Annotated in this window: 10 protein-coding genes; 1 reads left to right on the top strand and 9 read right to left on the bottom strand. The window is 56.7% G+C overall.

What is annotated here, in order from left to right; all coding sequences use genetic code 11:
• Positions 1 to 48: 48 nt before the first annotated feature.
• The 9 genes from ET33_RS06025 to ET33_RS05985 all read right to left on the bottom strand — a co-directional run bounded on the left by ET33_RS06025 (position 49) and on the right by ET33_RS05985 (position 11,600).
• The gene (locus ET33_RS06025; protein ID WP_036677923.1) at positions 49 to 1,110 is read right to left on the bottom strand and encodes a Gfo/Idh/MocA family protein; all 1,062 of its coding nucleotides are present in this window, start codon (positions 1,108 to 1,110) and stop codon (positions 49 to 51) included.
• A 47-nt stretch (positions 1,111 to 1,157) separates the two neighbouring features.
• A complete protein-coding gene (locus ET33_RS06020) occupies positions 1,158 to 2,732 on the bottom strand; it encodes an FAD-dependent oxidoreductase (RefSeq protein ID WP_036677919.1) in 1,575 nt (524 codons plus the stop codon).
• Entirely contained in the window at positions 2,729 to 3,571 is an 843-nt protein-coding gene (locus ET33_RS06015) for a sugar phosphate isomerase/epimerase family protein (RefSeq protein WP_036677917.1), read from the bottom strand. The genes ET33_RS06020 and ET33_RS06015 overlap by 4 nt, the downstream gene beginning before the upstream one ends.
• A 183-nt stretch (positions 3,572 to 3,754) precedes the next feature.
• On the bottom strand, positions 3,755 to 4,618 hold the full coding sequence (locus tag ET33_RS06010; protein ID WP_036677915.1) for a protein phosphatase 2C domain-containing protein: 864 nt from the start codon (positions 4,616 to 4,618) through the stop codon (positions 3,755 to 3,757).
• Between the two features lie 41 nt (positions 4,619 to 4,659).
• Positions 4,660 to 5,883: an extracellular solute-binding protein gene (locus ET33_RS06005; protein WP_036677913.1), complete on the bottom strand. Its 1,224-nt coding sequence runs from the start codon at positions 5,881 to 5,883 to the stop codon at positions 4,660 to 4,662.
• An 87-nt stretch (positions 5,884 to 5,970) separates the two neighbouring features.
• Positions 5,971 to 7,665 (bottom strand): ABC transporter permease, encoded by a 1,695-nt coding sequence (locus tag ET33_RS06000; RefSeq protein ID WP_081890215.1) that lies wholly within the window; start codon positions 7,663 to 7,665, stop codon positions 5,971 to 5,973.
• Positions 7,652 to 8,752, bottom strand: a complete 1,101-nt coding sequence (locus tag ET33_RS05995) for an ABC transporter ATP-binding protein (protein ID WP_036677911.1) — start codon at positions 8,750 to 8,752, stop codon at positions 7,652 to 7,654. Before ET33_RS05995 ends, ET33_RS06000 begins: the two co-directional genes overlap by 14 nt.
• A gap of 84 nt (positions 8,753 to 8,836) precedes the next feature.
• Entirely contained in the window at positions 8,837 to 9,895 is a 1,059-nt protein-coding gene (locus ET33_RS05990) for an ABC transporter substrate-binding protein (RefSeq protein WP_036677909.1), read from the bottom strand.
• Between the two features lie 535 nt (positions 9,896 to 10,430).
• A complete protein-coding gene (locus ET33_RS05985; protein WP_036677907.1) occupies positions 10,431 to 11,600 on the bottom strand; it encodes an MFS transporter in 1,170 nt (389 codons plus the stop codon).
• A gap of 183 nt (positions 11,601 to 11,783) precedes the next feature.
• Here ET33_RS05985 and ET33_RS05980 point away from each other — a divergent pair, with 183 nt between their 5' ends.
• Complete coding sequence (locus ET33_RS05980) at positions 11,784 to 12,626, top strand: LysR family transcriptional regulator (protein WP_036677904.1); 843 nt, start codon at positions 11,784 to 11,786, stop codon at positions 12,624 to 12,626.
• The last annotated feature ends 12 nt before the right edge of the window (positions 12,627 to 12,638 follow it).

The following is a 12,638-nucleotide window of genomic DNA, read 5'->3' as shown; positions in this document are numbered from 1 at the left end:
CCTTTTATGGTTACAGGCGGGCGTTTCACTTGTGCTGCTCAGCGATATTTAAAATCGAATTTCGGCGCCTTGAGCGGCGGACTCGTAAATGCCGCACAGCATCTTCATCATCTCGACGCCGTCTTCCACCGGGCTGATCGTTTCCTTCGTGCCCCGGCATACCTCGATAAAATAATCGATCTCGTCCTGAAAGCCAGAGGCGAAATCGAACGACAGGTTGTTGATCTGCGGGACGATATTCAAAATCGTGTCGTGGCGCTCCGTAATGATCGTAAGCTTCGGCTCCAGCTCCACGCCGCCCTTCTCGCCGTACAGCTTGACGGTCAGCTCGTCTTCCTTGGTGTGCAGGGAGAAGCTGACGTCCACAAGCAGGGACGCCCCGTTCTCGAAGCGGATCATGGCGTTCGCCAAATCCTCCACATCGTTGTGCCCGGCGTCGTAATCGGCTGCCTTGTAGAATGCGAGATTTTTAATGTTGGAGCGGTTCCCGAGCCTGCGGTACGTATTGCCGGATACGGACTTGACCTTCGGCCTGCCCATCATATACCAGCACAGATCGATTACGTGAACGCCCACGTCGATCAGCGGTCCCCCGCCGGAACGCTCGATATCCGAGAACCAGCCGCCCGGATTGCCCAGTCTGCGGATGCAGGACGCTTTGGCGTAGTAAATATCGCCGAGCTCTCCGTTGTCCGCGAACTGCTTGACGATACGCGTGTTCGCACCGTATCTGCGCACAAAGCCGACCTGCAGCGTCTTCCCGCTGCGGCGCACGGCCTGCTCCACGGCTAACGCTTCCTCCACCGTCTTGCAAAGCGGCTTCTCGCAGAGCACATGCTTCCCCTCATCGAGCGCTGCGATGCTGATCGGCGCGTGGCCGTTATTCCACGTGCAGATGCTGACAGCGTCGATATCGGGGCGGGACAGCAGCTCCCGGTAATCCGTGTAGACGTGCGGAATGCCGTATTTTTCCGCCTTCGCTTGCGCCCGGGTTTCGTTAAGGTCGCAGATGGCTGCGAGTTCCGCTCGGGGATTGTTCCGGTACGATTGCAGATGCAATTCCGAGATCGAGCCCGCTCCGATGACGGCCATGCGGATTTTGTCGCTCATGAAAGCTACACCTCGTTTTGTAATCAGAATCAGGTTTACCCGACTGGCTAAATGGCGTGCACTGATGGCCAAGCCAGCTCCACGCCTTCCCGGGTCAACAGCGCTTGGAACGCGGCGAGCTGCTGCGCGTTTCCTCGGACGGCTCGCGGGCTCAGCCGCTTGTCGATGCAATAGGCGGCGAGAGCGCCCGCCGCTTCGCCGATGTTCCATTCGACCGGGTGAAGCCGGTAGCAGCCGTTTGTAATGTGGGTGACGCCCAAATTTTTGCAGGCGGGCAGCAGGTTCTCCACGCGAATCGGAATCAGGCTGCCCAGCGGAATTTGAAACGGCAGCGACGAAATATCAATATAGTTCCGTCCGCCCGTGCTCGGATGCAGATCGATCCGGTAGGCCCCGATGCCGACCGAATCGTGGAATGCTGCCGCTTGGCCGCCAGGGTGGCAACCGGCGCCCACATGCTGTTCCAATACGGTAAATTCGGCCCGGATGCGCCGCGATTCGCGAATGTATGGATACATCGCCAGTCCGTCCTCCGTGCCGACGATGTCGGGACGCAGGCGCAGGCCCGGGTAGCCTTGGCCGCCGTCCGGCCGGGGCGCTTCCGTCTGCAGCCAATAGAGCAGCGACAGGCTGAGCTGCTTGGCGCCTTCCAGATGGCGCCGGCGCTCCTCCTCGCTTACTTCGAAGACGGGGCCCAGCCAGTAGTCGTTTTGCGGCCAATTGACGAGCGTCGCATTGCTGCGGTACGTTCCTTCGGCAAAATTCGTTTTATCGACGATCTGCCGGTAATGAAACAGCGAATAACGTTCCGTTCCCGGGAACAGCTCGTAAGTGACCGGCTCCAGCGTAGACGGGCGCACGCCGGTCCAGCTCAGCTGCTTATCCGGCCAGAAGTCGGCCCGGTAGTTGCGCCAGAACGAATATTGGGCGGGCTTCGCAATCGTATGATCTTCACCCGGCAAGTAATCCATCGCGAAGCAGTAGGTGAAGCCCTGCATATCGAGCGGGTCGGCCGCCCCGTCCAAGGCGTGCGGCTCGCCGGTCTGGCTGCGGGATTCCGCTCCAGTCACGTACTCGACTCCCGCCAGCGGCAGCACATCCCCGCACTCGGTCGCGTCGATCACATAAGGGGCAGTCAGCACGGTACGGTCCCCGGTCCGCAGGCAGCGCACCGTCACCGACACGACGCGGTCCCCTTCAGTTTCGGCGCTCTCCGCCATATGTCGCGTCAAGATCGTTAGCTGCCCGCTGTGAACGTACGGAGCGAGCATCTGCTGCAGCACGGCGAGCGCCGTCCGCGGCTCGTGGCACAACCGGCTGACACCACCGCTGCCGGGGTTCAGCAGCAGATTCGCCCGCGCTGCGGCCGTCAGCGGAAAATGCCGCCGGTAATAGCTGCGCACGCCGTCCCGGAACTGCCGGTAGCTGCGCGTACAGCCGAACTGCTCGATCCACGGATGCTCATCCGGCGGCACCGCCTGGCTCGTCAGCTGCCCGCCGATCCATTCCGTTTCCTCGGTCAGGACCACGCGCTTCCCGAGTTTGGCCGCGGCCAGCGCCGCCGCACATCCGCCGGTTCCGCCTCCGATGACGACGATCTCCGCCTCCCGCTCCCGGATCATGGCCTGCCCTCCCCATGCGCACGGTTGTACTCGTCTGCGAAAGCATAGCTTCCGCGAATGCCTTCGGCTTCGTCGCCCGTTCCTTCGTACTCCAGCACGTACGCCCCGGCATAACCGGACGCTTCGAGCCGTTCGATCAGCGAAGCCAGACGCGTATCGCCCTCGCCTGCCACGGTGCCTTCGAACGTCTGGCCGCCCAGCGATTGGTACCTTCCTTCGGGATGCCGTTTGAAATCCTTCATATGCACATGCGCGATATAAGGCAGCAGCGGCTCGATCGCTTGCGAAGGATGCTCGTCGACCAACAGGAAATTGCCCGTATCGAACGTCGAGCGCAATGCTTTTGACCCGACTTGCTCAATGATGTCTTTCACTTGCCCCCCTCTCCCGGCCAACTGACCGTGGTTTTCCAGAGCGAGCGTAATCCCGGCCTCTTCGGCCTGCTTCGCCGCATCGGACAGGCCGCTTACGATCCAGCCGAGCGCCTGATCGTAAGCGATTCCGGGATGCAGACTGCCGGAGAAGACGCGAACGACGGACGTACCGAGTGCCTTCGCCACCGGGAACGCGTCCGTAATTTCCCGCAAGGCCGCTGAGCGCCCTTCCTCCGATGCGCTGACCAAATCGTTGCCGACGGCATAGCTGACGACCCGGATGCCGTTCTCCCGGGTGTAGCGAACGACCTCGTCAAGCTCCACAGCTTGATTCTGCCAAAATACGTCCAGCAGCTCGACTGAATCGATGCCCTCCTTGCGGCAAAACGCCAAAAAATCGATGACCGTCCAACCGCCTGCTCTCACCGTACGATGCAAGCTCCACATGCTCAACGAAAGCTTCATAAGGCTCCTCCCCCAAATGCAGATAGCGATTTGAGAATGTTCTTCCCCCTCATTGTATTCAATGACCCTTGGATTCAATAGAGAGAACGATGACTTCTTCTGGTAAATCGATGCTGCATTCCGTTCTCTCGCCGGATAATAAAACAAACGGGCGGTCCCGGAGGATCGCCCGTCTTCTATGTGCTATTCAGCGTCAAAGCGAATCAAGATCGCCGTTTTATCATCGGATACTTTGAACCGCGGATATTTGCGGCATTCCTTGTCCTCCGCCTCCAAATCCATCAGCCACTTCGCATACCCTTCCAGCGACATTTCCTTGATGAGGGTCACGAGTTCGCCGATTCCGTCGGCTGGCGGCTGAGCACTCGTCTTCGGAGGGAACAGCCCGTCGCTCACGATCAGAATCGACCGCAGCTGGATGCGGTTGATCCGTCCGTATTCGATGAAATCGTTCGCCTCGGGCTGCCCGCTGAGCACGGAGTAGCCGCCTAACGTATTCATCCGCGATTTGTTGCCGCGGATGTGCGGCTTCACAAGCTCCCACAGCTCTTCCCGGGTCTGGACGCCGGTACGGAGGCCTTCCTCCCAAATCTTCTTGGATTCGTAATCGATGTGCGCGACTTGATCGCGGGATACGGTGCGGATCGTTCCGTCGGCATAGGTGGCGGCGATCATGCAATCCCCTACCTGCGCGTAGTCGATATAACGGTCGTGTATCCGGACAACCGCCAGCGCGCTGGTCCACAGCGCCGCCTGATCGGTGAGATCGATTCCCGCTTCCTTCATTTTTCCCCTCAGACGGACATTCGCTTGAACGACCGCTTCCTTCAAATCGATGCCCGCCAAGTCTTCCGCTTGCAGCGATTCCAGATACTGCTGAATCGTCCGGGAAGCCAAATATCCCCCGGTTTCCCCGTTTGGCCCGCGGAACGGATGCAGGGAGGTCGCTCCGTCAAGCACTCCGTACATCGATACGCCCGGATTAACGACCAGCGCGTCCTCGTTCCATTCGGCGGTTCCCTTCAGGGTTAACGTTTGTATGTTCATATTCTCCTCCACCCGATCCTCTGCTTATAGTGGTAAGGCTTTTAGTACAGCATTCTGGCGTCCTCCACCGGCTCTTGCGGGTTCAGCTCGATCTGCTCCAGCATGCGTTCCGTCCGTTTCCACCGCTCGTAATCGTCGTACTGCGGCGCGCGGCCGGCCAAGGAGGGGATCCAGCTCAAGATCCGCCGCAGCCTTTCGCTTAAAGCCGGCTCCTCCTCCAGCTTTGCCAGCACATCCGTGCGTGCCGGAATCAGTCCCACCGTATTCCACAACGCCGACTGCGCCTCCGGAGCCGTGATTTCCTGCACGAAGCTTTGCGCCGCCTTCAGCCGCTCCGGGTCGCTCTTCAACACCGCCAGTCCATGAACGCCGGGCAAAAGCGCCTCCTGCTTCCAAGTGGGCAGCTTCGCCAGATCGAACGAAAACTTGCCGCCGATGTAGCGTTCGATCGTAGGCAGCTTATCGGAAGAGCCGACGTACATTCCGGCCTTGCCGTTAATAAAATCGCTTGCCGCCCTATCGTGTTGCAAAGGGTTCATCAGCTTGGATTCGTGCGTCAAATTCCGCCACAGCTCCAGCGCGCTTCGCGTACGTTCCGCGGCCGGTCCGCCGGTCTCCTTCGGGGCGTAGCTCAGGCTCGCCAAAAACCAGGGCAGCTCTTTATCCACCGTCATCGTGCCGTAGCCCTTCGACACCTCTTCCCCCGGAGGCTCCTTGGCAAGCAACAGCGTCTGCCGGACCTCCTCCCAGGTGCCTAACGCCGGGGCACGCCCGGCCAGCCGCTTGAACGGCTCCTCCCGGTAGTAAAGCACAGGTACGCTGCCTCCGAAAGGGACCGCCCAATCCTCGTCCCGATACCGGAACGCGGCGGAAAAGGCCGGGAGAAACGTCGGATTCCCCGCGGTTAAGATATCCTCCGCGGGCATCGCCGCACCGGTGGCCGCGAGCTGGGCGACGCCGTAGAAGCTGTGGATTTCCGCAAGCTGCGGAGCCGCGCCGGCCGATATCGACGCAAGCAGCTCGGTGTACAACTGTTCGTAAGAACGAAACGAGCGGATTTGGACATCGATATGAGGGTAGCGTTGCCCGAAGGCGTGAACCATGTCCTCCCAGCCTTTGCTGTATACCCAGATCGACAGCGACGCGGGAGGGGCCGACGGCTTCGGTTCGTCCTCCGACAGCTTTCCGTGAGTTAAGCCGTAAACCAAAGCGCCTGCAGCGATGCATCCGAGGGCAAGCCGAACCAGCCAAGTGCGCAGCTTCATGATGGTGATTCCTCCAGTTCCTGATACGAGCGGCTTCTTACCTCCATTGTATCACGAACATGCCTTCGGAAATCAGGCACCCGTCAATTATAGCTGGAGCCCTTTTTTGCTCAGCTTGCTGGCAATCAACAGCGAGATTAACGTACTGATGGACAGGATCGAAGCGAGCGCCGCGCCGGTGCCGTAATTCGCCGTGAACACTTCGCTATAGATCGTGACCGAAATAGTTGCGGTCGCCCCGGTGTACAGCACGACCGTCGAGCTCAGCTCGTTGATCGTCGTAATCCAGCTCAGAATCGCCCCGGACATGACGCCCGGCGCCATCATCCGTCCCGTCGTCTTGAAGAACGTCTTCATCGGCGGCACGCCGAGGCTGATGGACGCTTCTTCCACACTCTTGTCGAGCTGCGTCAGGATGGCGGTGCTGGAGCGGATCGTATACGGCAGCTTGCGGACCACATAGGCGATCACCAGAATAACCCACGTCCCCGTCAAAATGACCGGCGGCTTGTTAAACGCGATAATCAAGCTGATCCCAAGCACTGTGCCCGGCATGACGTAAGGAATCATCAGGATCCCGTCGAGCATTGCGGTAATCTTCGATTTGCGGCGGACGAGCACGTAAGCGACCAGCATACCCATTACGATCATAATGACGATGGAAATGAGCGAAAAGCTGTACGTATGGGCGATCGCCTTCGGCACCCGGTACAAAATTTCTTTATAGCTGTTCAAGCTGAAGCCGGGGTGAAACACGGGCCCCTTTGTTTTAATGAAGGATGTTACAATAACCGTTGCCTGCGGAATGATCGAGATGCAGGCCACGAGCAGCGCCCCGAAGGTCAGCAGCCACTTCGGCAGCGTCTTCAGCGGCTGCACCTTCGGCGTCCGCATACCCGTCATCGAATAATTTTTACGCGAGACAAAATGGCGCTGCACGAACAAAATCACGGTCGAGCAGAAGATCAGAATCACGCTGAGCGTGCTCGCCATCGCCGGATTGCCGCCCATTTCGCTGATGAACTGCTCGTACGCCAGAATCGGCAGCACCTTGAAGCCTTGGCCCAGCAGCATCGGCGTACCGAAGTCCGCGAACGAAGCCATGAACACCATCAGCGCCCCGGCCGACAGCGTCGGGAAAATGAGTGGAAGCGTCACGGTCATCAGCCGGTGGAATGCGCCGCGTCCCAAGCTCTCGGCCGCCTCCTCCAGCGAAGTGTCGATCGTCTTGAGCGCGCCGGACACGTACAAGTAAATGTGCGGGTAAAATTGCAGCGTAAACACGAACACGATGCCCTTCCAGCCGTACACCGATTGGAATGGAATCCCGATATCCTGGAGGAACCGGGTAATGAAGCCGTTGTTCCCAAGCATCAAGATCCACGAATAGGCGCCGATGAACGGCGGGGACAGCAGCGACATAATGACAAGAATTTGGATCAGACCCTTAAATTTGACGTTATACCGGGCCGTCACGTACGCAAGCGGAACCCCGACAAGAATCGCGAACACCGTCGCTAGCGCCGACACCTTCAAGCTATTCCATAGCGAGCCGTAATAATATTTGAGCTTCAAGAAATTTCCATAATTTTCTAGCGAAAAGTCCCCTTTGTCGTTGAAAAAGCTGTTGAAAAACAACGAGACGAGCGGGTACAAAATGAATGCAAACAGGAATACGTACACAATCACCGTTACCCAAGTCCAGAAATCCCACTGCTTGGGCTGAAGCAGACGTTTGAACGGATTGGGCCGCAGCGTCGGGGCGGCATTAGTAGGCTGCACGGTATAAAACCTCCTTGCCCGATTCGTCGAATAAGGTCGCCTTGTCGAGCTGCAGATCGACGTACACGGTTTGATGCGCTTTTCTCATCCGGTGCGGCTCGATCGCATGCTCCTGAATTTCGATGACGGAGTCGTCGGAGAGCCGGACCGTATAGCTCACCTTCTCGCCCAGAAACGTCACGCTGTCGATCGTCCCCCGGACCAATCGCTCTCCCGGCTCTTCGCCGCGCAGCCTGATCCGTTCGGGACGAAGCGAGAACAATACTTTTCCCTCGTACGGTCTCGACAGCTTCTGGCTCCACTGCGTCTCCAGCAGCCGCAGGCTCGCTTCCTGCGCCGCCTCGTTATAGCCGGAGCAGTGACCTTCGATAAAATTCGAAGTGCCAATAAAATTGGACACGAACTTGTTCGCGGGATACGAGTAGATATCTTCGGGAGAAGCGATCTGCTGGATCACGCCCTCGCTCATGACGGCAATCCGGTCGGAAACGGCCAGCGCCTCTTCCTGATCGTGGGTCACGTAGATGGTCGTGATGTTCAGCTCCTTTTGCAGCTGCCGGATGTCGGACCGCATTTTGACCCGGAGCTTGGCGTCCAGGTTGGACAGCGGTTCGTCCATCAGCAGCAGCCCCGGACGAATGACAATCGCGCGGGCGAGCGCGATCCGCTGCTGCTGCCCGCCGCTCATATCCGATGGGACGCGGTCGCGCAGATGCGCCAGCTGTACCATTTCAAGCGCTTCCATCGCGCGCTGCTCCATCTCTTTTTTCGGGACGCTGCGCGCCTTGAGCCCGTAGCAAACATTCTCGAACACGGTCATGTGCGGGAAAATCGCGTAGTTTTGGAACACCATCCCGATGTTGCGCTGATGGGTCGGCACGTCGTTGATCAGCTTGTCTCCGAAGTAAATGCCGCCCTCCTCCTGGCGGTAAAAGCCGGCAATCGTGCGCAGCAGCGTCGTTTTGCCGCAGCCGCTCGGGCCGAGCAGGGTGAAAAACTCGCCTTCGTTTATCGTAAAATGAGCGTCGTTGACCGCTTTGTGCGTGCCGAAATATTTGGTGACATGGTCAAATACGATCTTTTGCATGGATCTGGCCTCCGTTTCTTTGGAAAAAAAGGGCGCCTCTTCGGACGATCGTCAAAGGCACCCTTAGAACATAGGCGGACTGCGTTATTCCGCGCCGGTTATAATTTTGGAGAAGTGCTTGATGTTGTCGTCCTTCTTGCTCGCGGCGAAGTCGAAGTCGTAGTTGACCAGCTTGATGTCCTTCGTTTGGACGATGCCTTGGATCGGCTCAGCATCCTTGCGGACAGAGCGGCGCTTGAATTCTTTTTGAATCAGGGACTGCACGTCTTTGCCGACGAGGAAATCGATAAACTGCTTCGCCTGCTCCATGTTCGGCGCGCCCTTGATGATCGCCGCGCCGTCCGGTACGGCGGACGTACCTTCGGACGGATACACGATGCCTACCTTGGCTCCGCCTTCCACGTAGCGAAGGGCCGCTTCCTCCAGGGTGATGCCGATGGCGAACTCTTTGTCCGCGACGCCTTTATATACGAGGCCCGAGCCCGACAGCACTTTGCCGTCCAGGTTTTTCACGAACTTCTTGACGAAGTCCCAGCCCTTGTCGTCCTTGCCGAAAGCGGTCAGCATCGTCACGAGCTGCGTATACGACGAACCGGATTTGGCCGGGTCGGCGTAAGCGATTTTGCCCTTCCACTTCGGATCGAGCAGATCATTCCAGCTCTTCGGCTCTTCTCCCGCTTTCACCAGCTCTTTGTTGTACATGATGATCATCGGCAGCGCGGCGAAAGGCGTCCATACGCCGTTTTTGTCGATGTACTCCGGCAGCAGATTGTCGTTTTCTTTCGTTTTGTACGGCTCGAAAAATTTCTTGTACGCCTCCAGCGAGTCGGCGCCGCCAGCCCAGAACACGTCGCCCTGCGGGGAAACCGCTTCCGCCTGCACCCGCTTCAGCAAGTCGCCCGTGCCTCCGGAGATCAACTGCACCTCGATGCCCGTGCGGTCCTGGAATTCCTTGATGATCGGATTATTCACTTCGGCGGCGTTAGGCGAGTACAGCGTCAGCTTGCCTCCTTTTTTCGCTTCGTTTTTCGTACCCGCATCTCCGGATGCCGTTTTTTGCGGTGCCGCCTGCTCCGTGCCGCAGCCTGCCAGCGTCGTGACCAGAAGCAGCGAGGCGAGAATGCCCGTAAACGCTTTTTTCATCTGTAGAACCCCTCCGTTTTATATTTGATATGGCTTGAAATCCGGGACAAAGGGACCTTGCTTTCGTAAAAAAGCGCTTTCGTCAACTTCGCTTGATGTGTCCCGCCGGATTTCTTGTTCTTGTTATTAACTATAATCGCTAAAGTAAACGCTCTCAATGCGGTGAAATTTCTTCTTTGTTTAATTTTTTGCACTAATTTGCAGCATAGCAGAAAAACCGTCCATGAGTATGGACGGTTAAGCTTGTCGAGAAAGTGGTCAGAGAGCAGTACAGGTAATACGAGGGGGTGGGGTATACACTTCCGGTCGCTGCTCCACCCCACAAAGTGAAGTAAATCAGGGAAGCTCAGTCCGAGTACTTTGCGGGGACCCCGGGTCCGCAGGAAATTTTGATTTGAAGCCGCTTCGCAGCGGATATTTCCCGCGGACAAAGGCGAACGCTATCGCTCCTCCAGTGCATACCCCACCTCCGCATGTTCCTCTGTATTAGTGGAGACCACTTTCTCGACACTCTGCGTCCATAGATATGGACGGTTTATCGGTGCGCAGGAGCAGAATTGGCCGCGGCTGCACGTGCGGACGCAATTATTCTTAGTTGTCCGAGAACGGCCAGCAAGATCAAGCTTCCCGCAGCAAAAGGAAGAAAGGACGGATGAAAACCCGCGAACAAGGCAACGCCTCCGGCAAATGAGCCCACGGCGCTCCCTAAATAATTCGCTGAACTGTTCAAGGCGACAACCGCTTCAGCGTGATCGCGCTGTGCATGAAGCAAGGCATGCTGCTGCGGGGCTAACGAAGCCCATGCGGCCGCTCCCCATAAGAGAAAAGGCAGAAAGCCCAGCACGGAAATTTTAAGCGCGAAGGGGATGCAAAACATGGCCAAGGCCAAGATGGACAGAAGTCCGGCCATAAGCCGCGCCGGATGGCTCGTTCGGTCGATCAGAAATCCTATGGTAAAGCTTCCCGCAACTCCGCCTATGCCCCAAGCCCACAGATAGGGGGCGGCATTGGCAATCCCATCGAGTTCATACAAGACGGCAGAGAGATACGTATAAAGACCTAGGCTCGCAATACTGGCCAGAAAGGTAATCCCGACGATCGCCAATACCTTTTTATCGGTCAGCATCGCGGCACGTTGGCGCAAGGACGGCGGAGCCGCGGCCAAAAAGTTCGGAAAAAACAATAAAATTCCAATCATGGCACCAAGACCAATGACGGTAATGAGCCAAAGCGTTCCTTGCCATCCTATTTTTTCGGCAGCGAACAACCCGATTGGAACGCCTATAACCGTTCCTGTACTCATTCCCCCCAGAATCATCCCGAGCGCCCGGCCGCGTTTTTGCGCGGAAACCAGAGATGCCGCAGCAACCGAAGCCAAAGGGGAAAACAGACCGGCTCCGATCCCTGCCACGGCCCGTGCGATAAGCAGCAGCGAAAAATTAGGAGCGAGAGCGCTAGCTGCATTTCCAACCGAGAATACGGCAAGCGCAAAGATTAAACTTTTCCGAACGGATTTTCCTGCCAACAGCGTCGCAAAGATTGGAGCTGCCAGCGCGTAGCATAAAGTAAAAGCGCTCACGGCTTGTCCTACCTGAGAATTGCTTTTGTGAAACGTTGCGCCGATATCGGGCAGCAAGCCTGCAACCACGTAAGCATCAAATCCAAGAGCAAACATGCCTATGGTAAGAAGCAGAACCTTGTTCATCGTTATCCTCCTTTTCTAGCACCGATCCGTTATAGTGGATTGGATTCCCGTAGACCGAACCCTATAACGTTATGTTATGATTAAGAAGATCGGATCACTATAAAAGGTACCATACCTTCAAGGCATACAGAACAATCGTTATGCTATAGGGATATAACGTATCGTTATGGAGGATGAAAATCGATGAATACGGAGTGGCTGCACAGTTTTGCCGAAGCGGCTAAGTTAAAAAGCTTTTCCAAGGCCTCAAAAGAGCTCAATCTTACGCAACCGGCTTTAAGCAAGCATATTCGGAATCTGGAGCATGATCTGGATGTGACCTTGTTCTATCGAACGTCCGGCGGGATCGAGCTTACCGAAGCGGGCGAACGCTTCTATACGAGAATTGTTCCGGTTATTTCCGATTTGGCCTCGATTCGGCGGGAACTGCGACAATATCGGCAAACGGATCAACTGGCGCTCGGAAGCCTTCCCAGTCTGGCTACTTACTACCTGCCTTCGAGAATAAAAGCCTTACAACACTCTCATACATTAATGATTCAAAACACATCCGGGGACCTATTACAATCGCTGAAGGAAGGAAGACTTGATTCCGTGTTGGTGGATACACTATATACCGACGATTCGGTGTGGCACTATGAATTGTTTACGGAATGTTATCATGCGGTATTTTCGATTGACCATCGTTTTCGGTCGAAAACAAGCGTAACCCTTTCCGACCTGTGCGGCGAGCCGCTCATTGTCCATCAAGCTCCATGCGATACACGGAGCCATATTCATGGGCAAATGGAGGCGCTCGGGCACAAACCCCATATCGTGAATGAAGTATCCTTCGGAGATTTTATATTTGGCTATGTTATGGCCGGCATGGGATTTGCGATTGTGCCTGAAATCGTCGCCAAGAACATAGGCCATCTTAATCTTTTTGCTCTGCCGATTGTGGATTTTAAAAGATCCGTCTCCTTAGCCGCGAAGAGCGGCAAGCTTGGAATACAGCTAAGCAGCTTTTTGTTGTCGGCAGATTAACGTGGCCACCAA

It is taken from the genome of Paenibacillus tyrphae (genome assembly GCF_000722545.1).
Classification (GTDB): domain Bacteria; phylum Bacillota; class Bacilli; order Paenibacillales; family NBRC-103111; genus Paenibacillus_G; species Paenibacillus_G tyrfis.
The sequence above is the reverse complement of the archived record's forward strand: the minus strand, read 5'-3'. Positions and strand labels throughout refer to the sequence as shown.

What these genes read in the sequence shown, in the direction of transcription:
- ET33_RS06015 (WP_036677917.1), bottom strand. Translation starts at nt 3,571, where the DNA reads ATGAAGCTTTCGTTGAGCATGTGGAGCTTGCATCGTACGGTGAGAGCA.
- ET33_RS05980 (WP_036677904.1), top strand. Translation starts at nt 11,784, where the DNA reads ATGAATACGGAGTGGCTGCACAGTTTTGCCGAAGCGGCTAAGTTAAAA.
- ET33_RS06010 (WP_036677915.1), bottom strand. Translation starts at nt 4,618, where the DNA reads ATGAACATACAAACGTTAACCCTGAAGGGAACCGCCGAATGGAACGAG.
- ET33_RS06025 (WP_036677923.1), bottom strand. Translation starts at nt 1,110, where the DNA reads ATGAGCGACAAAATCCGCATGGCCGTCATCGGAGCGGGCTCGATCTCG.
- ET33_RS06005 (WP_036677913.1), bottom strand. Translation starts at nt 5,883, where the DNA reads ATGAAGCTGCGCACTTGGCTGGTTCGGCTTGCCCTCGGATGCATCGCT.
- ET33_RS05990 (WP_036677909.1), bottom strand. Translation starts at nt 9,895, where the DNA reads ATGAAAAAAGCGTTTACGGGCATTCTCGCCTCGCTGCTTCTGGTCACG.
- ET33_RS05995 (WP_036677911.1), bottom strand. Translation starts at nt 8,752, where the DNA reads ATGCAAAAGATCGTATTTGACCATGTCACCAAATATTTCGGCACGCAC.
- ET33_RS06020 (WP_036677919.1), bottom strand. Translation starts at nt 2,732, where the DNA reads ATGATCCGGGAGCGGGAGGCGGAGATCGTCGTCATCGGAGGCGGAACC.
- ET33_RS05985 (WP_036677907.1), bottom strand. Translation starts at nt 11,600, where the DNA reads ATGAACAAGGTTCTGCTTCTTACCATAGGCATGTTTGCTCTTGGATTT.